The sequence below is a fragment of the Caballeronia sp. M1242 genome, from assembly GCF_017220215.1.
GTDB lineage: Bacteria > Pseudomonadota > Gammaproteobacteria > Burkholderiales > Burkholderiaceae > Caballeronia.
Window position 1 is genome coordinate 1,582,841 of the sequence record NZ_CP071129.1, and the last position, 24,159, is coordinate 1,606,999.

General features: G+C 65.0%; 22 protein-coding genes. 13 read left to right on the forward strand and 9 right to left on the reverse strand.

Annotated elements, in window-relative coordinates; all coding sequences use genetic code 11:
• Positions 1 to 4 precede the first annotated feature (4 nt).
• The 3 genes from pbpC (at position 5) to JYK05_RS07320 (ending at position 3,596) form a co-directional block, all read left to right on the forward strand.
• Positions 5 to 2,269, forward strand: coding sequence for a penicillin-binding protein 1C (pbpC, locus tag JYK05_RS07310; RefSeq protein WP_206466518.1), 2,265 nt, complete (start codon positions 5 to 7; stop codon positions 2,267 to 2,269).
• Positions 2,270 to 2,533: 264 nt separating this feature from the next.
• The gene (locus JYK05_RS07315) at positions 2,534 to 3,097 is read left to right on the forward strand and encodes a helix-hairpin-helix domain-containing protein (protein ID WP_206466519.1); all 564 of its coding nucleotides are present in this window, start codon (positions 2,534 to 2,536) and stop codon (positions 3,095 to 3,097) included.
• Complete coding sequence (locus JYK05_RS07320; RefSeq protein ID WP_371826419.1) at positions 3,012 to 3,596, forward strand: YidB family protein; 585 nt, start codon at positions 3,012 to 3,014, stop codon at positions 3,594 to 3,596. Before JYK05_RS07315 ends, JYK05_RS07320 begins: the two co-directional genes overlap by 86 nt.
• A gap of 166 nt (positions 3,597 to 3,762) precedes the next feature.
• Here JYK05_RS07320 and clpB read toward each other — a convergent pair whose 3' ends face one another.
• The gene (gene clpB, locus JYK05_RS07325) at positions 3,763 to 6,360 is read right to left on the reverse strand and encodes an ATP-dependent chaperone ClpB (RefSeq protein WP_206466521.1); all 2,598 of its coding nucleotides are present in this window, start codon (positions 6,358 to 6,360) and stop codon (positions 3,763 to 3,765) included.
• A 184-nt stretch (positions 6,361 to 6,544) separates the two neighbouring features.
• Positions 6,545 to 7,036 (reverse strand): Rrf2 family transcriptional regulator, encoded by a 492-nt coding sequence (locus JYK05_RS07330; RefSeq protein WP_206466522.1) that lies wholly within the window; start codon positions 7,034 to 7,036, stop codon positions 6,545 to 6,547.
• A gap of 293 nt (positions 7,037 to 7,329) precedes the next feature.
• On the opposite strand from JYK05_RS07330, the gene JYK05_RS07335 reads away from it, so the two are divergent.
• Positions 7,330 to 7,872, forward strand: a complete 543-nt coding sequence (locus tag JYK05_RS07335) for a group III truncated hemoglobin (RefSeq protein ID WP_175940467.1) — start codon at positions 7,330 to 7,332, stop codon at positions 7,870 to 7,872.
• A 70-nt stretch (positions 7,873 to 7,942) separates the two neighbouring features.
• On the opposite strand, the gene moaE is transcribed toward JYK05_RS07335, so the two are convergent.
• From moaE to glp, 3 genes are read right to left on the reverse strand one after another with little or no spacing between them, the layout of a single operon-like run.
• The gene (gene moaE / locus JYK05_RS07340) at positions 7,943 to 8,416 is read right to left on the reverse strand and encodes a molybdopterin synthase catalytic subunit MoaE (RefSeq protein WP_175940468.1); all 474 of its coding nucleotides are present in this window, start codon (positions 8,414 to 8,416) and stop codon (positions 7,943 to 7,945) included.
• Between the two features lies 1 nt (position 8,417).
• Positions 8,418 to 8,675: a molybdopterin converting factor subunit 1 gene (gene moaD / locus JYK05_RS07345; protein ID WP_035970519.1), complete on the reverse strand. Its 258-nt coding sequence runs from the start codon at positions 8,673 to 8,675 to the stop codon at positions 8,418 to 8,420.
• A gap of 13 nt (positions 8,676 to 8,688) precedes the next feature.
• Positions 8,689 to 9,915: a gephyrin-like molybdotransferase Glp gene (glp, locus tag JYK05_RS07350; RefSeq protein WP_371826371.1), complete on the reverse strand. Its 1,227-nt coding sequence runs from the start codon at positions 9,913 to 9,915 to the stop codon at positions 8,689 to 8,691.
• Between the two features lie 194 nt (positions 9,916 to 10,109).
• Between glp and JYK05_RS07355 the strand changes: the two genes are divergently transcribed.
• The 6 genes from JYK05_RS07355 to JYK05_RS07380 all read left to right on the forward strand — a co-directional run bounded on the left by JYK05_RS07355 (position 10,110) and on the right by JYK05_RS07380 (position 15,226).
• Positions 10,110 to 10,655: an NUDIX hydrolase gene (locus JYK05_RS07355; protein WP_175940470.1), complete on the forward strand. Its 546-nt coding sequence runs from the start codon at positions 10,110 to 10,112 to the stop codon at positions 10,653 to 10,655.
• Positions 10,656 to 10,671: 16 nt separating this feature from the next.
• Entirely contained in the window at positions 10,672 to 11,421 is a 750-nt protein-coding gene (gene aat / locus JYK05_RS07360; RefSeq protein WP_175940471.1) for a leucyl/phenylalanyl-tRNA--protein transferase, read from the forward strand.
• A gap of 123 nt (positions 11,422 to 11,544) precedes the next feature.
• The gene (locus tag JYK05_RS07365) at positions 11,545 to 12,372 is read left to right on the forward strand and encodes an arginyltransferase (protein WP_206466523.1); all 828 of its coding nucleotides are present in this window, start codon (positions 11,545 to 11,547) and stop codon (positions 12,370 to 12,372) included.
• Positions 12,373 to 12,467: 95 nt separating this feature from the next.
• Entirely contained in the window at positions 12,468 to 13,499 is a 1,032-nt protein-coding gene (locus tag JYK05_RS07370) for a quinone-dependent dihydroorotate dehydrogenase (protein ID WP_175940473.1), read from the forward strand.
• Between the two features lie 114 nt (positions 13,500 to 13,613).
• Positions 13,614 to 14,414 carry a cystine ABC transporter substrate-binding protein gene (locus JYK05_RS07375; protein WP_175940474.1) on the forward strand — a complete coding sequence of 267 codons (801 nt, stop codon included), beginning with the start codon at positions 13,614 to 13,616 and terminating at the stop codon, positions 14,412 to 14,414.
• A gap of 152 nt (positions 14,415 to 14,566) precedes the next feature.
• Complete coding sequence (locus JYK05_RS07380) at positions 14,567 to 15,226, forward strand: amino acid ABC transporter permease (protein ID WP_175940475.1); 660 nt, start codon at positions 14,567 to 14,569, stop codon at positions 15,224 to 15,226.
• A gap of 14 nt (positions 15,227 to 15,240) precedes the next feature.
• Here JYK05_RS07380 and JYK05_RS07385 read toward each other — a convergent pair whose 3' ends face one another.
• The 4 genes from JYK05_RS07385 to JYK05_RS07400 form a co-directional block, all read right to left on the reverse strand.
• The gene (locus JYK05_RS07385) at positions 15,241 to 16,212 is read right to left on the reverse strand and encodes a Gfo/Idh/MocA family protein (protein ID WP_206466524.1); all 972 of its coding nucleotides are present in this window, start codon (positions 16,210 to 16,212) and stop codon (positions 15,241 to 15,243) included.
• A gap of 148 nt (positions 16,213 to 16,360) precedes the next feature.
• A complete protein-coding gene (locus JYK05_RS07390; protein WP_175940477.1) occupies positions 16,361 to 17,122 on the reverse strand; it encodes a FadR/GntR family transcriptional regulator in 762 nt (253 codons plus the stop codon).
• A gap of 536 nt (positions 17,123 to 17,658) precedes the next feature.
• Positions 17,659 to 18,810, reverse strand: coding sequence for a glycosyltransferase family 4 protein (locus JYK05_RS07395; protein WP_175940478.1), 1,152 nt, complete (start codon positions 18,808 to 18,810; stop codon positions 17,659 to 17,661).
• A gap of 128 nt (positions 18,811 to 18,938) precedes the next feature.
• Positions 18,939 to 19,472: a GNAT family N-acetyltransferase gene (locus tag JYK05_RS07400; RefSeq protein WP_175940479.1), complete on the reverse strand. Its 534-nt coding sequence runs from the start codon at positions 19,470 to 19,472 to the stop codon at positions 18,939 to 18,941.
• Positions 19,473 to 19,956: 484 nt separating this feature from the next.
• Here JYK05_RS07400 and JYK05_RS07405 point away from each other — a divergent pair, with 484 nt between their 5' ends.
• From JYK05_RS07405 to JYK05_RS07415, 3 genes are all read left to right on the forward strand, one after another.
• Positions 19,957 to 20,943, forward strand: coding sequence for a DUF1839 family protein (locus tag JYK05_RS07405; protein ID WP_241269774.1), 987 nt, complete (start codon positions 19,957 to 19,959; stop codon positions 20,941 to 20,943).
• Positions 20,944 to 21,913: 970 nt separating this feature from the next.
• Entirely contained in the window at positions 21,914 to 22,660 is a 747-nt protein-coding gene (locus tag JYK05_RS07410) for a Crp/Fnr family transcriptional regulator (protein WP_159836384.1), read from the forward strand.
• A 28-nt stretch (positions 22,661 to 22,688) separates the two neighbouring features.
• Entirely contained in the window at positions 22,689 to 24,089 is a 1,401-nt protein-coding gene (locus JYK05_RS07415; RefSeq protein WP_206468242.1) for an undecaprenyl-phosphate glucose phosphotransferase, read from the forward strand.
• Positions 24,090 to 24,159: the final 70 nt, after the last annotated feature.

Sequence of the window (24,159 nt, forward strand, 5' to 3'; positions counted from 1 at the left end):
CGCGATGAGACGCGCCGCCTGTTTAGTGGTCGCATGCCTGCTGAGCGCGGCGCCGCACGCCGCGCCCAGCTTCAGCGACGTGCGCGCGAACTGGCGCAGTTCCGACTGGCTGCTGCTCGACCGCAACGGCGAAACACTGCAACGCACGCGCATCGACGCGAGCGCGCGGCGCGGCGACTGGGTCGCGCTGGCAGACGTATCGCCGGCCTTGCGCGAAGCCATCGTCGTTTCGGAGGACAAACGATTCTACGAGCACGCGGGCGTCGACTGGCGCGGCGCGGCGGCCGCCGCCTGGGCGAATCTGTGGAATACGCGCACGCGCGGCGCATCGACCGTCACCATGCAGTTGACCGGCCTGATCGGCGATGAAGGCCGCAAGCCCGCCGGACGGCGCAGTATCGGCGAGAAGGCGCAGCAGACGGTCGGCGCGCTGTGGCTCGAACGCACGTGGCGCAAGGATCAGATCCTCGAGGCGTATCTGAACCTCGTGCCGTTCCGGGGCGAGATCGTCGGGCTGTCGGCGCTTTCGCAGACGCTTTTCGGCAAGGCACCCTCCGGCCTGGACGAACGCGAAGCCGCGCTGGCCGCGGCGCTCGTGCGCGCGCCGAATGCGTCGTACACGAAGGTCGCCGCGCGCGCCTGCGTGATTCTGCGCGACATGAACGGCTTGCGCGCGCCGGGCCCTTCGCGTGACGCGGACGCGTGCGCCAATCTCGACAGCTACGCGCAACTGACGCTCACGCGCAGCGCCGCCGCGCCGGCGCTCGCTTCCGGCGACGACGCGCTCGCGCCGCACGTGGCTCGGCGCATCGCCGGCGAAGCGCATCCGGCGGCGGGCGACCGCGTGCGCTCGACGCTCGACGCGCGCCTGCAACGCTTCACGCGCGACACGCTCTCGCGCACGCTCGCCGAGCTGAACGCCCGCGCGCATCCGCGCAACGTGCACGACGCGGCGGCGATCGTCATCGACAACGCGTCGGGCGACGTGCTGGCATGGGTCGGATCGGCGGGCGGTTTGTCGAATGCGCCGGAGGTCGATGCCGTGCTCGCCGCGCGTCAGGCCGGCTCGACGCTCAAGCCTTTTCTCTATGCGCAAGCGATCGACGAAAAGCGCCTGACTGCCGCGACCTTGCTCGACGACGCGCCGCTCGATCTCGCCACGGGCGGCGGCCTCTACATCCCGCAGAACTACGATCACGACTTCAAAGGCTGGCTCAGCGTGAGAACGGCGCTCGGCTCGTCGCTGAACGTGCCGGCCGTGCGCGCGCTCGTGCTCGTCACGCCGCATCGGTTCGCGCGCACGCTGGTGGCGCTCGGCCTGCCGCTCACGCGCACCGGCGACTACTACGGCTTCAGCCTCGCGCTCGGCAGCGCCGATGTGACATTGGCTGCGCTGACCAACGCGTATCGGGTGCTCGCGAACGGCGGCATCGCGCGGCCGTTTTTCGATCTCACGGGCCACGCTGCCGCGCCTGCCGGCCAGCGCGTGTTCAGTCCGCAGGCGAGCTTTATCGTCACCGACATCCTCGCGGACAACAACGCCCGCACGCGCACGTTCGGCTTCGACAGCGTGCTCGCGACGCGCACGTTCAGCGCGGTGAAGACCGGCACGAGCAAGGACATGCGCGATAACTGGGCGGTAGGCTTCACGTCGCGCTATACGGTGGGCGTGTGGGTCGGCAACGCGGACGGCGCGCCGATGTGGGACGTCTCGGGCGTCACCGGTGCGGCCCCGGCGTGGAATACCATCGTCAATTATCTGCATCGCCGGGCGAACAGCCGCGCGCCGGATGCGCCGCCGGGCGTCGTAAGGACGCGCGTCGCGTATCAGAACGACGTGGAGCCCGCGCGCGACGAATGGTTCCTGCGCGGCACGGAGATGAACAAGATCGGTCTGACGGCGAATGCAGCGGCGGGAACGGAAGCCGATGATGCGCACGCTCGCCGCCGCGAACGCTTGCGGGACGTGGCAAGCCCCGACGCGAGCCCGGCCAGGATCGGCGCGCCGACCGACGGCACCATCTTCGCACTCGATCCCGACATTCCGCCCGCGCGCCAGCGCGTGTGGTTTGAGCGCACGGGCGGCAGCGGCCAGCTCGGCTGGCGGCTCGATGGCAAGCCGTTCAGCCGCCACGCCCGCGCCGCGTGGCTGCCGTGGCCGGGCCGTCATCGGCTCCAACTCGTCGATGCGCGCGGCGAGGTGATCGACTCGGTCAACTTCGAAGTGCGCGGCGCCTTCGCGAAGACTGCCGCGCCTGCCGCGAAATAGCTGCCGGCGCTGGCGCACCGTTGGCACGACGAAGCGTTTCAGTAATTCATTTGCCCTGCGCGTGGTCCGGGCGTCCGCAGCATGCATGCTGCGTTAAAGATTGTGCGCAGATGGAGCGCTTCGGGCAGCGTCATGCACAATGCAGACGGCCCGCGTTCGAAACACGGATTTGTCCTATCCTTTACGGCATCGTCCGTTTGCCGGACCGTGCGGCCTTCGCTTCCTTCGTTTCTTTCGTTCCGTCAATCTGCCTGGAGTGTCGTCATGCTGAGAAAGCTGTTGATGCTGTGCCTCGCGTTCACGCTGTCCATCGGCGCGGCGTTCGCTGCCGTCGATGTCAATACCGCCGATCAAGCCGCGCTCGATTCGGTCAAGGGCCTCGGGCCCGTCAAATCGAAGGCGATCGTCGACGAACGCACGAAGAACGGCCCATTCAAGGACGCGGACGATCTCGCCAACCGCGTCAAAGGACTCGGCGCCAAGTCGGTCGCCAAGCTGGAAGAGAACGGCCTGACCATCGGCGGATCTTCGCTGCCGCCGACCGGCAAGGCATCGAAGCCCGCCGCGACGGCTTCTCACGGCGCGGCCGCGCCGAATTCGACCATCAAGTCATCGGCGGCGGCGACCGCTGCGACATCGCCCGCAGCCACGACCGCGCAGACGCCGGCCGTCGCCCCGGCATCGGGCCCGGCGGCTGCTTCGGCTTCTACCGCTGCTTCGGTCAAGAAGTCGGGCGCCACCGCTGCCGCGGCAGCCAGCGACGCGAAGCCCTCGAAATCGAAGCGAAAGAAAGACAAGGCGGCGAGCGCGTCGGCCGCCAGCCTGTAATTCATCTGCAACCTTTAGTACTGAGACTGCCATGAGCCTACTCGATATCCTCGCCTCTTCCCTCGGCAATTCGTCGCAACAAGGCGGCCAACCTGGTCAACCGGGCCAGTCCGGCCAGGCCGCCCTGATCGCGGCGGCGCTCGAATTCGTCAACAGTCAGCCCGGCGGCATCATGGGGCTGATCGAACGTTTTCATCAGAACGGCGCGGGCGATATCGTCTCGTCGTGGATCGGCAACGGCGAAAACAAGCCGATCAGCCCGGGCGTCCTCACGAACGTGCTCGGCGCGGACAACGTCGGCGCGCTCGCGCAGAAGGCGGGCGTGTCGGGCGATCAACTCTCCGGCATGCTCGCGGCGGTGCTGCCGCATATCGTCGATCGCGCGACGCCCAACGGCGAAGTCCCGCCCGAAGGCAAGCTCGACCTGACGGGGGTGCTCGGCTCGCTCGGCGGTCTCGCCGGTCTGTTCGGCAAGAGCGAAGAGCCGAAGCAGGGATAAGCGCGATCGTCCTGTCGCACGCTTCGCCCCGCGCCCGGCTCACGCCGGCGCGGGGCTTTTGCTTTGCTGCGGATGCCGCTCAAAAGTCGCGGGCAATAAAAAAGGCAACGAATCGCTTGGTTGCCTTTGTAACTAGGCTCCTTCGACTCGCGAAGGAGCCAGCGCTTTAGTGCACCACGCGATCGAACACGAACTCGCCGTCCCGGACATCGACCGGAATGACGTCCTTCGGTCCGAACCGCCCGGCGAGAATCAGCTTGGCGACCGGGTTCTCGATCTCCTGCTGAATCGCGCGCTTCAGCGGCCGCGCGCCGAACACCGGGTCGTAGCCCACCTTGCCGACCTGTTCCAGCGCCGCATCGGACACGTCCAGCTGCATGTCGAGCTTCGCCAGCCGGTCGTGCAGACGCTGCAACTGAATCTTCGCGATGGACTCGATATTCGCGCGATCCAGCGAGTGGAACACGACGACATCGTCGATACGGTTCAGGAACTCGGGCCGGAAATGCAGCTTCACTTCTTCCCAGACCGCGTCCTTCACGGCTTCCTGCGGCTCGCCGACCATGCCCTGAATCACCTGGGAACCGAGGTTCGAGGTCATCACTATCACCGTGTTCTTGAAGTCCACTGTGCGGCCCTGGCCATCCGTCATGCGGCCGTCGTCGAGCACTTGCAATAGCACGTTGAACACGTCCGGATGCGCCTTCTCGATTTCATCGAGCAGGATCACGCTATAAGGCTTGCGGCGCACGGCTTCGGTCAGATAGCCGCCTTCTTCATAGCCGACGTACCCCGGCGGCGCGCCGATCAGCCGCGCGACGCTGTGCTTCTCCATGAACTCGCTCATGTCGATGCGGATCAGGTGATCCTCGGAATCGAAAAGGAACGCCGCCAGCGCCTTGCACAGCTCGGTCTTGCCGACGCCCGTCGGCCCGAGGAACAGGAACGACCCGTACGGACGGTTCGGGTCCGACAAACCGGCGCGCGAACGGCGGATGGCATCCGCGACCGCGCCGATCGCCTCGTCCTGACCGACGACGCGCTCGTGCAGCTTGCTTTCGATCTGCAAGAGCTTCTCGCGCTCGCCCTGCATCATGCGCGACACCGGAATGCCGGTGGAACGCGACACGACTTCCGCGATTTCCTCCGCGCCGACCTGCGTGCGCAGAAGCCGCGGGCGCGTCGGGTTGTTCTGCTCCTGCGATTCCGCCTGCGTGACCTGCTTCAGACGCGCTTCCAGTTCGGGCAGCTTGCCGTACTGCAACTCGGCAACCTTTTCGAGCTTGCCCTCGCGCTGCAAACGCGCGATGTCGGCGCGCACCTTTTCGATCTCTTCCTTCAGTTGCGCGCTGCCCTGCACCGCCGCCTTCTCAGCGGTCCAGATTTCTTCGAGGTCGGAGTACTCGCGGTTCAGCCGGTCGATTTCCTCTTCGATCAGTTGCAGGCGCTTCTGCGATGCTTCGTCCTTCTCCTTCTTCACGGCCTCGCGCTCGATCTTCAGCTGAATGAGACGGCGGTCCAGCTTGTCCATCTCTTCGGGCTTCGAATCGATTTCCATCTTGATGCGCGACGCAGCTTCGTCGATCAGGTCGATGGCCTTGTCCGGCAAGAAGCGGTCCGTGATATACCGATGCGACAGTTCCGCCGCCGCGACGATAGCCGGGTCGGTGATCTCGACGCCGTGGTGCAGCTCGTACTTCTCCTGCAAGCCGCGCAGGATCGCAATGGTCGCTTCCACCGACGGTTCATCGACGAGCACTTTCTGGAAGCGCCGTTCAAGCGCCGCGTCCTTTTCGATGTACTTGCGGTATTCATCCAGCGTGGTCGCGCCGATGCAGTGCAGCTCGCCGCGCGAGAGCGCCGGCTTCAGCATGTTGCCCGCGTCCATCGCGCCCTCGGCCTTGCCTGCGCCGACCATCGTGTGAATCTCGTCGATGAAGACGATGGTCTGGCCTTCGTCCTTCGCGATGTCGTTCAGCACGGCCTTGAGCCGCTCCTCGAACTCGCCGCGATACTTCGCGCCCGCGAGCAGCGCCGCCATGTCGAGCGACAGCACGCGCTTGCCCTTGAGCGTTTCCGGCACTTCGCCGTTGACGATGCGCTGCGCGAGGCCTTCGACGATGGCCGTCTTGCCGACGCCCGGCTCGCCGATCAGCACCGGATTGTTCTTCGTGCGGCGCTGGAGGATCTGGATCGAGCGGCGGATCTCGTCGTCGCGGCCGATCACCGGGTCGAGCTTGCCAACGCGGGCGCGCTCGGTCAGATCGACGGTGTATTTCTTCAACGCCTCGCGCTGGCTCTCGGCGTCCTGGCTGTTCACCTGCGCGCCGCCGCGCACGGCATTGATGGCCGCTTCCAGCGCGCGCCGCGTGAGCCCGTGCTGCTTGGCGATGCGTCCCGCTTCGCCCTTGTCGTCCGCCACGGCGAGCAGGAACATTTCGCTCGCGATGTAGGTGTCGTTGAGCTTTTGCGCTTCCTTGTCGGCGTTGTTCAAGAGACCGGCGAGGTCGCGGCTCACTTGAACGTTTCCGTCCGTGCCCTGAACTTGCGGCAGGCGGCTGATGGCCTCGTTGAGCGCCGCCTGCAACGCCTGAACCTGCACGCCGGCATGCGAAAGCAGCGAGCGCGCGGAGCCGTCGCGTTGCGCGATCAACGCGGAAAGCAGATGCACGGGCTCGATGTACTGGTTGTCGTTGCCGACAGCCAGACTTTGCGCGTCCGACAGTGCTTCCTGAAATTTGGTAGTGAGTTTGTCGATTCTCATTTTTGGTGAGCTCCAATTCGAATACAACCAAAATGAGGCGCTTTCGGGCGGTTTCAAGCGCGCAAACCGCTCATTCCGGGGGTTTTTTGCAGGATTGGCCGCGTCCGAAACGCGCGGCGGCGCTTTCGAAAGACCGCGCTGTGCAGGTTTCGTTCAGTGCCGCGTGATCGTGCGGAAGTGTCGGTCAGGACGAAGCGGCGCGCGGGACGAGCGCAGTGGCGTACGGCGCATCGACGGGCGCGATGCTGAGCAGCCGCGCGAGCTCGCTCGCGGGCTCGGACAACTCGCCGACCGTATGCTTGTCGAGTTCGGCGAGGAAGGCATCGCGCGCCGCCGCCAGCACGCCGCGCAGGCGGCAAGCCGGCTGAATCGCGCAATGGCGGCCGTCGGTCTGCGCGCCGAAGCAGCCGACGAGCGCGAAGTCGCTCTCGGTTTCCCTGACGATGTCGCCGATGGTCAGCCCGCGCGAGCGCGCCGCGAGCCGCAGGCCGCCGTGACGTCCGCGCACGGTTTCCACCCAGCCGAGGTCGCCGAGTTGCTGGACGATCTTCATCAGGTGATTCTTGGAGATGCCGTAGGCGTCGGAGATCTCGCGGATGGTCGAGAGCCGCGCCGGCCGCACCGACAGATACAGCAGCACCCGCAGCGCATAATCGGTGTAGTCGGTCAGTCGCATGGCCTCGGTGCGTCGGACGGCGGAGTGGAAAAAAGCCGAGGTTGCGTGAATCGACTGACGGGCGAACGAAGCCGGACAAATCCGCGCGGCGGCCGGGGCCATCGCCCGCGCGAGCGTCACAGGGTCTAATATCCGCTCGCGGCAGTCGCGACAGAACCGTCACGCGCCAGAGCACTGCTCAACATTTTGCGCCACTTGGGTGCTTTGCGTCAGCCAGATTCGCGATGATTCGGCCTCGGACGCCAGCCTTACTGTTTGCAGCCTTACTGTTTGCAGCCATGAAGTCTTCAGCCATGAACCGAGACGAAACGAGTAACGCCATCACCCGCGAGAGCGAGCCCACGGAAACGAATATCCGCGCGCTGGTCGAGGCGTTCTATCGCCGCGTGGACGACGATCCGCTGCTCGGCCCGATCTTCGCGCGGCAACTGACCGGCCGTTGGGACGAGCATCTCGCGAAGATGACGACGTTCTGGTCGAGCCTCGTGCTCGGCTCTAAGCAGTATCGGGGGAACGTGCAGGAGGCGCATCGGCCGCTGGAGGGCATCGAGCCGCAGCACTTCGCGCGCTGGCTGTCGCTGTTTCTGAACACCGTCGAAGCGCGCTATGAGCCCGGCGCGGCGGTGCAGTTCATGGAGCCGGCGCTGCGCATCGCGCAAAGCCTCCAGTTGAGCAAGTTCGGCTGGGACTACCGGATTCCCGAGGCGCAGGAAGCCCTGCTCGCGGCGCTCAAGCGCCAGCGCACCGGCGACCGCGATGAGCCGCGTTTCCCCGAGCGCCCGGCAGGCGAGCCGTTCCCGGCGAAGTTCGTCGGCAAGCCGGCCGACGAAGACTGACGCGCGTCTAAACTGCGCGGCGCGTTCGGCAGGCAAAAACCACGTCGTCGACGAGTTCGAACGCCGCTCCTCAGCCTTGCGGCGGCGTCCATCGCGCAAGGGCTGCGTCGTCGGATTCGCGCGCGTCGACCCAGCGCTCGCCCTGCTCCGTCTTTTCCTTCTTCCAGAACGGCGCCTGCGTCTTCAGATAATCCATCACGAACGCGCAAGATTCGAACGCTTCCGCGCGATGCATCGCGGTCGTCGCGACGAGCACGATCTGATCGAGGGGCTTGAGCTTGCCCACGCGATGCACGATGAGCACGTCCGAGCCGCGCCACCGTTCGCGCGCCTGATCGGCAATCGCTTCGAGCGACTTCTCGGTCATGCCGGGGTAGTGCTCCAGTTCCATCGTCTCGACGGCGCTGCCTTCGTTCAGATCCCGCACCGTGCCGACGAAGCACGCGACCGCGCCGACCTTCGGATTGTCGGCGCGCAGCGCGGCCACTTCGGCGCTGATGTCGAAATCGGCTTCCTGCACGCGGACTTTCGCATGCGTTCCCATGTCAGCCACCCGTGACCGGCGGGAAAAACGCGACTTCGCAGCCATCGGTGATGCGCTGCGAGGCGTTCGTCATCACGTGATTGCAGGCCATGCGCAATGCGCGGCCTTCCGCGAGCGTCTCGGCCCACACGCCGCCGCGCATGCGCAGCCACGCGCGCACGTCGCCGACATTGACGACCGTATCCGGCACGCTCACCGTCTCGTTCGCGACGCCCAGCGCCTCGCGCACGCTCGCAAAAAATCTCAGTTCGACTTTCATGGGACTTCGTTCCTTACCGCATCAACTCTGAAAAGGGAATGAACCGCACCGTCTCGCCCGCGCTGATCGCGTGATTCGGCGGATTGTCGATGAGGCCGTCGCCCCAGACGGTGGACGTCAGTACCGCCGAACTCTGGTTCGGGAAGAGATCGAGGCCGCCGCCGTCGTTCACGCGCGCGCGCAGAAACTCGTTGCGCCGATCGCCCTTTTTCTGCGTGAAGTCGGCGCGCATGGAGTAGACGCGCGGCGCGACATCCTCAACGCCCGCGAGGCGCAGCACGAACGGCCGCACGAACAGCAAGAACGTGCAGAAGCTCGAAACAGGATTGCCCGGCAAGCCGATGAAGAACGCCTCCTGCCCGCCTTCGCCGCGCCGGACCGCGCCGAACGCGAGCGGCTTGCCCGGCTTCATCGCGATCTGCCACATCGCGATGCGCCCTTCTGCTTCGACCGCCGGCTTCACATGATCTTCCTCGCCGACGGAAACGCCGCCGCAGGTCAGAATCAGATCGTGGTCGAGCGCGGCGCGGCGCAGCGTGTCGCGTGTGGCGTCGAGCCGGTCGGCCACGATGCCGAAGTCCGTCACGTCGCAGCCGAGCTTCGCGAGCAGCGCGCGCAGCGTGAAGCGGTTCGAGTTGTAGATGGCGCCGGGCGCGAGCGGCTCGCCGGGCATGCGCAGTTCGTCGCCGGTGAAGAAAATCGCGACGCGCACGCGACGCGTCACATCCAGCGCCGCGCAGCCGACCGACGCCGCGAGACCGAGCGCCTGCGGCGTCAGCCGCGTGCCGGCGCGCAGAATGACCGAGCCGCGCTCGATGTCCGCGCCCTGCCGCGTGATCCATTCGCCTGCGGCGGGCGGCTGCGTGAACGCAACGGTGCCATCGTCGGACGCCTGCGCCATTTCCTGCATCACGACGGCATTCGCGCCCGGCGGCACCGTCGCGCCCGTGAAGATGCGCGCCGCCGTGCCTGCCGCGAGCGGCTCGGCCGTGTGTCCGGCCGGGATGCGCTGCGAGACGCGCAGCGCGACCGGCGCGGCGTCGCTGGCGGCGGCGAGATCGGCGGCGCGGACCGCGTAGCCGTCCATCGCGCTCGTGTGCATCGGCGGGACGTCGAGCGGCGAAGTCACGTCGGCGGCGAGCACGCGCCCGAGGGCGTCGAGCGTGTCGATACGCTCGGTGTCCGTCACCGGGCGCGCGGCGTCGAGCAGACGACCGAGGGCATCGGCTGTGGCGAGCATCGGAGGACGAGAGGAACCGGCTGACGGAGAGGACATGGCTTCGCTGGGAGCGCGGCGCGCTGAAGGAATGGAAAAATGAGGCTATCGGCAACTATTGTAGCGACTCGTCGCGCGGCACCCGACACGCGCCGCCGCACGCGAAAGCTGCCCCGCCCCAGTGATACACTCGCAGCACACTTCCAGCGTCCATTTCCATGAAATTCTGTTCCGTCTGCGGCCACGAGGTCGGCCTGAGCATTCCGCCCGGCGACAACCGCGAGCGATTCGTCTGCAACAACTGCGGCACCGTGCACTATCAGAACCCGCGCAACGTCGTGGGCACCGTGCCCGTGTGGGACGACAAGGTGCTTCTGTGCCGCCGCGCGATCGAGCCGCGCTACGGCTACTGGACGCTGCCCGCCGGCTTCATGGAAATGGAAGAGACGACGAGCGAAGGCGCCGCCCGCGAAACGCTGGAAGAAGCCGGCGCGCGCGTCGAAATCCAGAGCCTCTTCACGCTGCTGAACGTGCCGCACGTGCATCAGGTGCATCTGTTCTATCTCGCGCGGCTGCTCGATATCGAACTGGACCCCGGCGAAGAAAGTCTGGAAGTGCGGCTCTTTGAGGAGAGCGAAATTCCGTGGGACGAGATCGCGTTCCCGACCGTCGGCCAGACGCTGCGCTTTTTCTTCGCCGACCGCGCCGCCGGCAACTTCACGCTGCATACCGGCGACATTTTCCGCACGCTGCGCGAAGGTTGAACGGCGCAGGACGATCATGGTCCCCTGGCTCGCCCACGACGATCCGTTTCCGCCGGTCGAGCGCGCGCTCGGCGCATCGAGCGGCGCGCCGGGCTTGCTCGCCGCGAGCGCCGATCTGCTGCCCTCGCGGCTCGTCGACGCCTACCGGCGCGGCATCTTCCCGTGGTATTCGGACGGACAGCCCGTGCTGTGGTGGAGCCCCGATCCCCGCATGGTGCTCGTGCCCGCCGAGTTCAAGGTGTCGCATTCGCTGCGCAAGACGTTGAAGCGCGTCCTTCGCGACGATGCGTGGGAAGTGCGCGTCGACCACGACTTTCCTGCCGTGATGCGCGCCTGCGCCGACACGCCGCGCGAAGGCCAGCGCGGCACCTGGATCACGGCGGATATCGTGGAGGCTTATACGTCGCTGCATCGCGCGGGCGAGGCGCACAGCATCGAAACGTGGCGCGACGGCGTGCGCGTGGGCGGGCTGTATGGCGTGTCGTTCGGGCGCATGTTCTTCGGCGAATCCATGTTCGCGCACGAAACGGATGCCTCGAAAATCGCGCTCGCGGCACTTGTCGGACACTTGCGCCGCCACAAAATAGAGATGATAGACTGCCAGCAGAACACGTCGCATCTGGCGTCGCTGGGCGGCCGCGAGATTCCTCGCCGCGCGTTCGTCGCGCATCTGCGCCGCGCGGTCGCCGAAGCGCCGATCCCGTGGCGCTTCGACAAGTCCGTGCTCATCGACCTCACCGGCACGGCCGCGCCCCGATCATCCTGAACCCGCGCCGGGCGCACCGTTTGCGACACGAGTACTCAGACACGCACGATCCGCCGCGCACGCCTTCGCCAACAGCGATGCGCACGCGGCAATGAAGAGACGACGCCTGCGAGAGCCGCCAAAGTGACACATCCGAACGAGCTGCCACTGTCACCGCTTTCCGCGCTGCAATTCTATGCAACAGCGCCTTACCCTTGCAGTTATCTGGAAGGGCGCGTGGCGCGCTCGCAAGTCGCGACGCCCAGCCACCTGATCAACTCCGACGTCTACACGGAACTCGTCAAGGCGGGCTTCCGGCGCTCGGGCGTCTTCACGTATCGCCCGTACTGCGACGGCTGCCGCGCCTGCGTGCCGGTGCGCCTGCCCGTCGCGCGCTTCGCGCCGAACCGCGCGCAGCGGCGCGTGTGGAAGCAGCACGGCAATTTGATCGCGAGCGTGGCGCCCCTGCATTACGACGAGGAACACTACGCGCTCTACATGCGCTATCAGTCGGCGCGGCACGCGGGCGGCGGCATGGACCGCGACAGCCGCGATCAGTACGAGCAGTTTCTGCTGCAGAGCCGGATCAACTCGCGGCTCGTCGAGTTCCGCGAACCGGCCTCGCCGGACACGCCGGATGCGCCCGGCGCGCTGCGCATGATCAGCATGATCGACATTCTCGGTGACGGGCTTTCGTCCGTGTACACGTTCTTCGAGCCCGACCTGCCGAAGACGAGCTACGGCACGTTCAACATCCTGTGGCAGATCGAACAGGCGCGAAGCCTCGACTTGCCCCACGTGTATCTCGGCTACTGGATACGCGAGAGCGAAAAGATGGCGTACAAGGCCAATTTCCGGCCGCTGGAAGGGCTCGTCGATGGCCGCTGGTCCGTGCTCGATCCCGCGACGACGCACTCGGCCGGCGCCCTGCCGATGCCGGGCCGCAGCACAGGGCCGGGCCAGCCGAAATAACGGCGTCCACGCGCATGTCATCCGGCTCCGGGCGCACGTCACAAAGCCGCTAAAATAGCGGTCTTAAAAAAATTTGCCGTCGCCGGCGCTCATCCGTGTTCAGTTCTCTCTACCCGCTCGCGCGTTCGCGCCTTTTTCGCATGGACGCGGAAGACGCGCATCACCTGACCTTGCGCATGCTCCGCGCGGCCGGCCGCACCGGACTCGCCGGCGTGCTCGGCAAGCGCGGCCCCGATTCGCCGCGCACCGTGATGGGCCTCACGTTCAGGAATCCGGTCGGCCTCGCGGCGGGACTGGACAAGGACGGCGCGTGCATCGACGGGCTCGCGGCGCTCGGCTTCGGCTTTATCGAAGTGGGCACCGTGACGCCGCGCGCGCAGCCGGGCAACCCGCGCCCGCGCATCTTCCGTTTGCCGGAAGCCGGCGCGCTCATCAACCGGATGGGCTTCAACAACGGCGGCGTCGATCAGTTCGTCGCGAACGTGCAGGCCGCGCGTTATCGCGGCGTGCTCGGGCTCAACATCGGCAAGAACGCGGATACGCCGATGGAGCGCGCAGCCGAAGACTATCTGTACTGTCTCGAACGCGTGTACCCGTTCGCGAGCTACGTGACGATCAACATTTCGTCGCCGAACACGAAGAACCTGCGGCAACTTCAGGGCGCGGGCGAACTCGACGCGCTGCTCGGGGCGCTGAAGGACAAGCAGCAGCGTTTGTCCGATCTGCACGGCAAGCTCGTGCCGCTCGCGCTGAAGATCGCGCCCGATCTCGACGACGAGCAAATCAAGTCGATCGCGGGCACGCTGCTCGCGCATCGCATCGACGGCGTGATCGCCACCAACACGACGCTGTCGCGCGCGGCCGTCGCGGGCATGGCGCACGCCGACGAAGCGGGCGGCCTGTCGGGGCGTCCGGTGTTCGATGCATCGAACGAGGTGATCCGCAAACTGCGCGCGGAAGTGGGCACGGAAGTGCCGATCATCGGCGTGGGCGGCATCTTCTCCGGCGCCGATGCGCGCGCGAAGCTCGCGGCGGGCGCATCGCTCGTGCAGATCTACACGGGGCTGATTTATCGCGGGCCGGCGCTTGTCACCGAATGCGTCGAGTCGCTCGCGCAGGGAATATAGACATAAGCAAACGATCTTACGCGCCGGTTGCAGTTTCTCTATGATGCCGCACCTATCGGGCGCGGCGCTGGAAGAAGCGGCGCGCCACTTTGCCAACACGAGGAGAACAACACGATGAACCTGTCCACGCTCAAGAAGCTCGTCGCCGCCAGCCTGATCGGCGCGGCGTTCACCGCGGTCACCGCCACGGCGCACGCAGAAGACCTGCTCGATCAGGTCAAGCAGCGCGGCACGCTGCGCGTCGGTCTCGAAGGCACGTTCCCGCCGTTCAACTCAAAGGCGCCGTCGGGCGAGCTCGTCGGCTTCGACGTGGATATCGCGAAGGCCGTCGCCGCGAAGCTCGGCGTGAAGCCCGAGTTCGTCACGACGGAGTGGAGCGGCATCATCGCGGGCCTGCAAGCGGGCAAGTTCGATGTGATCGTGAACCAGGTCGGCATCACCGACAAGCGCAAGGAAACGCTCGACTTCTCGCCTGCGTACACGTATTCGAACGCGCAGCTGATCCAGCGCGCCGACGACAAGCGTGACTTCAAGTCGCTCGAAGACCTGAAGGGCAAGAAGCTCGGCGTCGGCCTCGGCACGAACTACATGGACATGGCCAAGTCGGTGCCGGGCATCGACGTGAAGACATACCCGGGCGCGCCGGAATATCTGCGCGATCTGGCCGCGGGCCGTCTGGACGCCGCGCTCAACGACCGCCTGATGCTCGCGTACCTGCTTAAGAACTCGCAGTTGCCGCTGCGCACGGGCGCGAATGTCGGCGCGGGCAATCCGTCGGGCATTCCGTTTAAGAAGGGCAATCCGAAGTTCGCGAAGGCGATCGACGACGCGATGACCCAGCTCGAACAGGACGGCACCTTCGCGAAGATCTCCGACAAGTGGTTCGGCATCGACGTGACGAAGCCGGCGAAGTAAGCACGCAGACACGCGAGCGCACGCATGATCGGGCGGCATCGTCTCACGGTGCCGCCCTTCTCTTTTTCGCGCCCGGTTTATGATGTGCGCTTTCGCGCGCCGCCCGGCTCTTCGTTTCCATCCGCGCGCTTTCCGCTTACGTTTTCCCGTTCATGTCGACCACTTCCCTGCTGGTTCAATCGGCGCCGGTGCTGGCGCAAGGCGCGCTGCTGACGATCAAGTTCGCGCTGTACTCGATGTTCTTCGGCCTCATCGCGGCCACGGTGCTGGCGCTGATGGGCATCAGCCGCAACCGCGCGCTCGTCGGCATCGGCCGCGTCTACGTCAGCGTGATGCGCGGCACGCCGCTCCTCGTGCAGATCTTCGTGATCTATTACGGCTTGCCGAGCCTCGGCATTTCGCTCGAACCGACGCCCGCGGGCGTCATCGCGTTATCGGCGAACGTGGCGGCGTATCTGTCAGAAAGCATGCGCGGCGCGATTCTCGGCATTCACAGCGGACAATGGCTCGCGGCGTACAGCCTCGGCCTGTCGCGCACGCAGACGCTGCGCTACGTGATCGGGCCGCAAGCGCTGCGCATCGCGGTGCCGAGTCTTTCGAACAGCCTCATCAGCCTTATCAAGGACACGTCGCTCGTTTCCGTCATCACGGTGACGGAGCTTTTGCGTAGCGCGCAGGAAGTGATCGCGGCGACGTATCAGCCGCTGCCGCTCTATCTGGCGGCGGCCTTCGTCTACTGGCTGCTGTGCAGCGTGCTGGAAGTCGTGCAGCGCGTGTTCGAGCGGCGGCTCGCGCTGCCCGGCCGGCACTAACGCGCGCGCCTCGTTCAGTCTTCCTCGAACGGGAAGCGCACGCGCAGATCGCGCCGCGCGGCGTCCATGATCGCCATCATCCGCATGGACATGACATGCGGCATCACCGGGCTTTCGATGAGACCCGCGCGCAGCAGCTCGCAGAAGTGCGCGGTCTCGTAGTTGAGGCCGCCGCCTGAAAACGGCTCGTCGAGTTCCACCTTGCGGCCGTCCGTATAGGCGATGGTCGCGCGAGCCGGGTTCCACCAGTTCTCGTGAATCGTCACGGTGCCTTTCGTGCCGCCGATGAGCGCGTCGCCGCGTCCTTGCAGGTCCATTCCGCAGAATAGTTGCGCGATGCCGCGCTCGTGCCGCACGTTCAGACTCGCGAAGACATCGACGCCCGTCGCGCCGACGCGGCCGATCGTCTGCACATCGAGCGCCTCGCCGAGCCAGTCGACGGCGAGAAACGCCTCGTAGATGCCGATATCGAGCAACGCGCCGCCGCCCGCTTCGAGTGAAAAGGACGGATGATCCGCCGGCACGTTCGCCATCGAGCAGCCCGCGCGCACGAGGCCGATATCGCCGATCGGATCGGCCTGCAAATGCTCGCGCAAGCGCCGATACAGCGGGTAGAACGGCGGCTTCATCGCCTCCATGAAGAGGACCTTCGCGCCACGCGCCGCGTCGATCATCTGCTGCAAAATGCGCGCGTTCACGGCGGCGGGCTTCTCGCATAGCACCGGCTTGCCCGCGGCGAACGCGCGCAACGCATAGTGCGGATGGCTGTCCTGCATCGTCGCGACGTAGAGCGCGTCGATGTTCGCGAGCAAGGTATCGAAGTCATCGAATGCGGCCGCGCCGAACGGCTCGGCGAGCGCGCGCGCCGACTCGGGCCGCCGCGAAGACACGCCCGCGAGCGTCGCGCCCTCGACGTGTTGCAGGCTCTCGGCAAAGCGCCGCGCGATGCGCCCCGCGCCGACGATGCCCCAGCGTATCGATTCCATGCAGTTTGCCTCCGGATATTGGGTCGTGCGGGGATTGTGCCTGAATGCGCCGCGCGAAAAAGACAAAGCCGGGCACGAGGCCCGGCTTTCATCGGACGATGCGATTGCGCCGCGCCTTCGCACCGACAGCGGCAGCGCTCGAACCCGCTCAGGCTCCGGCCGACGCGTTCACGTCCGGCGGCGAGACCGGCTGGCTCGGCTGAATCATGCGTTCGAGCGAGAACGCGCGCCCAACTTCCTCCGCCGCGAGATCGACGAGCGAGCGCGTCGCGCGTTCGGCGGCTGCCGGGTCTTTCGCCTCGATCGCCTCGACGACGCTGCGCTGCGCCGCGAGCGTCGCCTCGCGCACGGACTCGATGCCATCCACGATCGGATTCACCGTCACGAGCGCGCCGCGCACGATGGCCGTCATCTGCCGGAAGAACTGGTTGCCGCTGGCGGCGACGATGCGCGTATGCAGCACTTCGTCCGCTGCCTGATACTCGGGCTCGCCGACCTGAAGGCGCGAGAGCGTATCGAACGCGTCGCGGATGCCAGCGATCTCATCGGGCGTCGCGCGCGCGGCGGCGAGCGCGGCGGCGCGCGGCTCGATCAACATGCGGAATTCGATTACATCCCGCAAGAAAGTCTGATCCGGCTTCGCGCGAAAACGCCACGACACCACGTCTTCGTCGATGAGACGCCAGTCGCTCATCGGCCGGATGCGCGTGCCGGTTTTCGGCCGCACGTCCAGCATGTGACGGGCGAGCAGCATCGAGAGCGCTTCGCGCATGACGGTGCGGCTCACGTCGAACTCTTTCGAAAGGATGTCTTGCGGCGGCAGTATCGCGCCGTACTTCTGCTCGACGATCCCCGAGACCAGCCCGTCCATGACCTTCGCCACCAGCGACCGCTCTTTGTTTTCATCCATCACGCTTCTCCCCTATCCGCCTGTCCGTAGCCCATGTGTGTCTGCGCGCGTTCTCTCACGCGCCCTGCGGCGGCCAGGGCGAGGAATTTGCGAACATCCATTCGTCGCACTACACGTTGCGTCTTCGTCGCGCTGAAAACCAGTGAGGAATTTCCTGACAGGGTATTCCCTCTGATCGCCGCACACGAGCCGCCTTCGTTGGCCGCCGTTACCATTCGTTGCCCTATTGATTGAGTATTCGTACGCTCAATTCCTGCGCTCGCGCCGCGCGGGCGCCGTCGTTCATCAGGGAAACTGATGAATGACAGCGTCGCAGCGCGGCGTTTTATTGTGTGATTTTTCGGCCGGAAATCGTCAGCCGTTCATGCACTCATTTGAGCAAGCATCTCGTAGGCTTTCTGTGCGAACGCGAACGCTCGCCCGCGCGGGGGCGGCTATTGTATGACGCGATTACCGAAATTCTCATGCAGTGCTTAGTTCATGAGAATGCGGCTTTCAAACGCCGTCGCATCGTTTTGCGCGGCGTATTGGGGCGCTTACATGGCACCGTCGGAGGCGCGCGGACGCCTCGCGTGCATGCGTTGATCGCGGCGTTGCAGCGCCTCGCGCTCCGCGAGCGTCTGCTGATAAATGGCGACGTAGTCGCTGCCGACTCTTTCGACCGAAAGCCGCTGAATGTCTTCCCGCGCGCGCGCCGCATACTGACTGCGCGCTTGCGAATCGAGCAGCAGCCAGCGCAACTTCGCGGCGGCCTGCGCCGGATCGCCCGGCGCGACGAGCACGCCCGCGCCGCCGCCATCGAGCAGTTCGGGAATGCCGCCCACGCGCGTCGCGAGAATCGCGCAGCCCGCCTCGCGCGCCTCGGCGATCACAAGCGGACACGGGTCCTGATGCGACAGGAGCGCAAAGACGTCGGCGTTCGCGAGATAAGGGCGCGGGTCGGTCACGAAGCCCGTGAAATGAACAGCCGATTGCAGACCGAGTTCCGCGGCGAGCGCTTCCATCGACTCGCGCTCGGGACCATCGCCGATCAGATACAGGTGCGGCTCCGCGATGAAGTCGCGCTGATGCGCCGTTTGTTCCCGCACGATCGCGAAGGCTTTCAGAAGATCCGCAATGCCTTTTCTCCGATACATTCCCGCGACGCAGACGACGCTCGGCCGCTTCATGTGCACCGGACGCGCCGCAGGACGACACGTGAGGCGCGGCGCGCCGACCGCGCCGTTGAGCACGACCGACACGCGCTCGCGCCCGATGCCGCGCTCCTCCAGCGTGCGTGCAACGGCATCGCTCACGGCGACCATGCGATCGCCCGCGCGCACGAGCGACGCGCTCTTCTGCAATTCGTGATGCACGGTGGTCACGAGCGCGAAGCGGCGGCGCATGCTGCCGAATCGCGAGATGAGCGCGCCCGTCATCATGTGCGCGTGAACGATGTCGGGATCGAAACGATCGATGAGACGATTGAAGCCCGCGATCATCGACGGCACGCGCCAGGGCTGCCTCGACTGTTGCAACGGAATGTGCGTGATGCCATGACGCCGCAACAGCGGCTCGAAGCCGCCGCCCGACGAAGCGACGACCACGTCGTGTCCCATGCGCGCCTCCATGCATGCGAGATCGACCATCATGTTGACGGTGCCGTTGCCGATGATCTGCGCGTGGTTGGCGAGATGGACTATTCGCATGTGGGTGCCGGTTGCGCGCGTGCCGGCATGCGTGATTACGCCGGCCGCGCGGTTCGTTATCGTTTTGAAGAAGAGCTACGGGTACCGCGGACACGCGCGCGCCGAACACAAGCGGCGCGCGTCGGGCTTCAGAGCAGTTCGTACGTATTGGCGAACGCGTTGACGCCCGCTTGCTGCAGCTTGCTTGCGCTCGTTTCGCGCGTCGTGCGGCCTTTTCTTGTCAGACCGATATAAGGCATGCCGTGTTCGAGGAACGGTCCTTCCGTCTTGCGAAAACCGAACGCTTCGTAAAACGCGCGCAGACTCACGGGCGCCGTGAGCCGCACGGCGCGGCCGGGCCAGCGTTCGGCGCACACGTTGAGCACGCGTTCGATGAGCGCGTGCGCGGTGCCATCGCCACGACGCAGCGGACTCGTCAGGATTTTGTCCACGACGACTTCGGGATCTTCGAGATCGCCTTCGTGAATGCGCGCGTACGCGAGCACCGGCATCGGGCGCGTCATGTCATCGGTGGCGAAGACGTGCACGCCGGTTTCATCGCGGCCGTCCGCATCGAGATGCACATGCGATTGCTCGACGACGAACACCGCACTGCGCGCACGCAGAATCAGATAAAGCTCGCGCGCAGTGAGCTGTTCGAAATCCAGGGTCTTCCAATTCATTGGTTGTTCTCCTTGCTGCCGGTTTCTCACCGGCGTTGCGACGATTGAACGTTACGTCCCGCGAAACAAGCTTTCAGTGCGGGGGCGCACCGACTCCAGGGCTTGCAGCCCCGTCAAATAAGGCCAACCACACAAGAAGGCGTCTTCGGGGAAAAGGACGCCTTCACGAGATCCATCACGACATGTCACCCGAGTCCTGCGCCACGCGCGGAAGGCTCGTGCACGTGCCGCGATAGCACTCGCGTCGTTGCGCACCTTCATGGGAAAATCACAATGCAACCCGCCATTGAACGCGGCGCCTTAGAAAGCGATAAAAGCGCAAGCGATAAAAACGCAGGTAAAAACAACGAATGCTTCGGCGCGCACGCGGTATCGGTTGCCGGCTTTTCAGGCCCGAGGTAAGCCCATGAGCGCGTTTCATACCAGCGGTATGACGAGTTCCGGCGTCAGTCGTTCACGCGTCGTTTCACTCGATCCCTTGCGCATGCGCGCGAAACGTCATCGCGCGCACGCGCTGCATCGCGCCGAACGCATCTGGCGCGATGGCGCAGGCCCCGTCGACCTGTGGATCGAGCTCTTGCATGGCAACGGACTCGAACCGCATGCGATGCTGGCCTACACGGTCACGCAGGACTTCGAAGACGATCAGTTCACGCTCGGCCGTCCGCCTTGTGAAGACATCGAAAAGCTCTACGGCTTGCAGGTGCATGAACTCGCTCTGTTCGGCTCGCTGGAAGAACGCGCGCTCGTGCAAACGCGCCGCGGCAATACGGTCCTCGTCGAAGTCGATGCGTTCTTTTTGCCCGACATGCCCGCGACGCACTATCGACGCGAGCATGTGAAGACCACCATCGGCATTGATGTGATCGATCCCAACGCGCGACGGCTCGGTTACTTTCATCACAGCGGTTATCACCTGCTTCACGGCGACGACTACGACGGCGTGCTCGGAACCAAGGCCGCGCACGATACGACGTTATCCGGTGCAGCGGGCACAACGCATGGGCAAGCACTATTCCCGCATGTGGAGTTCATCAAACGCGTGGGCGAATCGCTCGGCGGGACAGCGCTTGCGGAAGGATCGGCGGACCTCTTATGCGCGCATCTGCTGCGCCGTCCGATGCACAACCCGATATCGCGCTGGCGCAGCGCGTTTCCCGCGCACGTCGATACGATGCTCGAGCGCAAAGAAGCGTATGCGCGGCCCTATGGGTGTCATGTGATGCGTCAGTTGGGCGCGAACTTCGAACTGCTCGCGCATTACCTCGAATGGATGCGCGAACACGGCTTCGATATTCCCGTGACGACGCACGTGGCCGCTCGCGCGATAGCAAGCGAAGCGATGGCGCTGCAATGCCGGCTCGCGCGGGCGCTCGCAGACGGGCAGGCGGATCTCTGCGACGCCTCGTTCGACATCATGGAAGCCGCGTACGAGCGCGTGGTGCCCACGCTCGCGGCAATCGTCTGTTGATCATTCCAATGCGTGATGCGCGATGCATGCCCAATGCATGCGCAATGCACGCGCGTATGACATCGCGATGATCGCACGTCGCGTCATGCGCATTTCACGCTCGCATGGTGAGATGCGACGTGCGGCATGCACCCTATTGTCCCCGATGAAACATTTCCGCACCGCGTAATGGCGCGTTCCATACGTTCGGCGGGGACCTTCCGGTATCGCGTCGAACCTCGGCATCGCCGTGCGCAGCGCAAACGTTTGACACGTCGATCGCGGTTTTCGGGGGAAAAACGAATCGCTCGCGCGCCCTATGTGGGGCAACTCACGCCTTCTCGCGGGCACGATTCACGCATTCGGGCGCGGCATGGCCCACAGACGAGCCGTTTCGTGAAACGGGCGCAACGTTTAGCCGTTTGCGAAATTGCCATGGAACACATCCTTCACTCCGCGCGAAGCCTTATGCAGCAAGGCTTTGGCGGGAAGCAAGAGGTCTCGCGCCGGCAGCACGTTCGTTAGGCCACGAACATGATGGAACACAGATGAATCAATTTTCAATGTCCCTACAAAAGGAGGGGTTCTCTCGGTGGGACGCGGCTCTCTGAGGCTTATCGCACGGTGATCGTCAAAGCCTGGACCGGTTTACAAGCCGTTTGCGCTGACGATACCCCTCCGGGCGTATGCGGATTCCTAAGACCACCGATGTTCAAGACTGAAACAAAAAGGCGACGCTGCGCCGCATCACAGCAGGCGTTCAGACGGTGAGGCCCCACCAGCATTGACGTTCGCCGCATTGGCACAGTCCTCGCTAAAAGAGTCGCGCAACCCGAAGCGACGCGATCTACTAAATCAACTCAAGCGAGCACGGGCTGCTAACGGGGCTGGTGTGAGACGTTTTCATAGCCGCGCGAGACGCGACCCGAGAACGATCACACCAGTAAAGAAAAAAGTGAAGCGCAACGCGCGAAGTTACGAGAGAACAAACATGCTGACCCTTCAGTCCGACCTGCACGGCAACCACCTCCTCGGCGCCCTTCCGGCACATGAGTGGCAAGCTCTGACTCCGCATCTCGAACTGGTTCAACTCCGCACCGAGCAACTGCTCTGCGATTCGGGCCAACGTATTCATCACGTGTACTTCCCGACGACCGCCATCATCTCTCTGTTGCATACGATGGAAGACGGCGGCTCGGTCGAAATCGCCGCAGTCGGCCGTGAAGGCATGACGGGCGTGCCGGTCCTGACCGGCGGCGAAACGATGCCCACGCGTGTCCAGGTGCAGTGCCCGGGCTTCGCATATCGCATGAGCGCTCAGGCACTGCGCGAACAGTTCGGACGTTCGGACTTTCTGCGCCGCCTGATGCTGCTCTACATGCAGGCCCTGCTCACGCAAGTCGCGCAGACCGCGGCGTGTAATCGTCATCATTCGCTCAACAAGCAGCTTTGCCGCTGGCTGTTGATCGAAATCGACCGCACCGCGTCGAACGAACTGCAAGTCACGCAGCAGCTGATCGCCGACATGCTCGGCGTGCGTCGCGAAGGCGTGACCGAAGCGGCCGGCAAGCTGCACGATGCGGGTCTCATCCACCATAGCCGCGGCTGCATCAAGGTGGTGGATCGCGAAGGGCTGGAAGCGCGCGCCTGCGAATGCTACGGCCTCGTCAAACGTGAGTTCGACCGCCTGCTGCCGCGTCTGCGCGCGCAGGAGACGGCTTCGGCCTCCAGTGTCTGAGATACGGATGCACAATAAAAGTCACGATATGTTCGGCTGGACGGCGCGCTGTCTGGACGTCTTCTTCATCGTCGCGGGCGGGGTGATCGCGCATTCCATGCGCTTTTCCTCGCTCGAATTCAGCGATATCGAGAAGCTCCTGATCGCATTCAATAGCGTGCTGGCATTGCTGTTGTTCCCGACGTTCGGGGTGTACGAAGCCTGGCGCGGCAAGCCGCTTCCGATGATGCTGGCGCGCGTCACGCTCGCCTGGATGACGGTGGCCGCCGCGGCGCTTCTGCTCGCCTTCACGCTGCATCGCATGGACGCCGTGTCGCGGCTCTGGTTCGCGTATTCGACGCTCATCTCCGGCGCGCTGATCGTGCTCGCGAAATGCGCGGTGTACGCGAGCCTGCGAATCATGCGCGGCCGCGGCTTCAATCAGCGCACGGTGGCGATCGTCGGCGCGCAGGGCTTCGCGCGCACGCTGCTCGCGCATCTGTCGAGCACGCCCGAGCAAGGCTTCACGCCCGTCTGTCTGCTCGACACGACGGGCGACGAAGAACTCCATGCAAGCGGCCTCGGCAGCCGGCCCGGCGCGTCCATGCGCCTGCCGGTGCTCAACGACTTCGACGAACTCGTCGAGAAAGTGCGCGCCGAGGACATCAACGAAGTGTGGCTCGCGCTGCCGCTTTCGCAGGAACACACGATCTATCGCTTCGTGCATGCGCTGCGGCACGACTTCGTGAATCTGCGGCTGATTCCGGACACGCGCAGCATCTCGCTCTTCAACCATTCGATGACCGATGTCGCGGGGCTCGCGACCATCAACCTGACGACGTCACCTGTCAGCACCTTACAGATGTGGCCGAAGCTGCTGTTCGACCGCTGCTTTGCCGCGGCCGCGCTGCTCGCGCTCTCGCCGATCATGATCACCATTGCAATCGCGATCAAGGCGACATCGGAAGGGCCGGTGTTCTTCACGCAGAACCGCAAGGGCGCGGACGGACGGCCGTTCAAGATCTACAAGTTCCGTTCGATGGCCGTGCATCGCGAGACCAAGGGTCACGTGACGCAGGCGACGCGCAACGACCCGCGCGTGACGAAGATCGGCGCGTTCCTGCGCCGCACGAGTCTCGACGAACTGCCGCAGTTCATCAACGTGCTGTTCGGCGATATGTCGGTGGTCGGGCCGCGTCCACATGCGATCGAACACGACGATCTGTACAAGGATCTCGTCTACGGCTACATGTTCCGCTACCGCATCAAGCCGGGCATTACTGGCTGGGCGCAGGTGAACGGATATCGCGGCGCGACCGAGAAGGTCGAGAAGATGCAGAACCGCGTGAAGTTCGACCTGTTCTACATTCACAACTGGTCGTTCTGGTTCGACATCAAGATCGTCGCGATGACGCTGTTCAAGGGCTTTATCGGACGAAACGCGTACTAAGCGTATTGAACGCGCTGCATTGAACGAAAACGGGCCCGGCGACTCGCGTTGCCGGGCCCGTTGTGCTTGT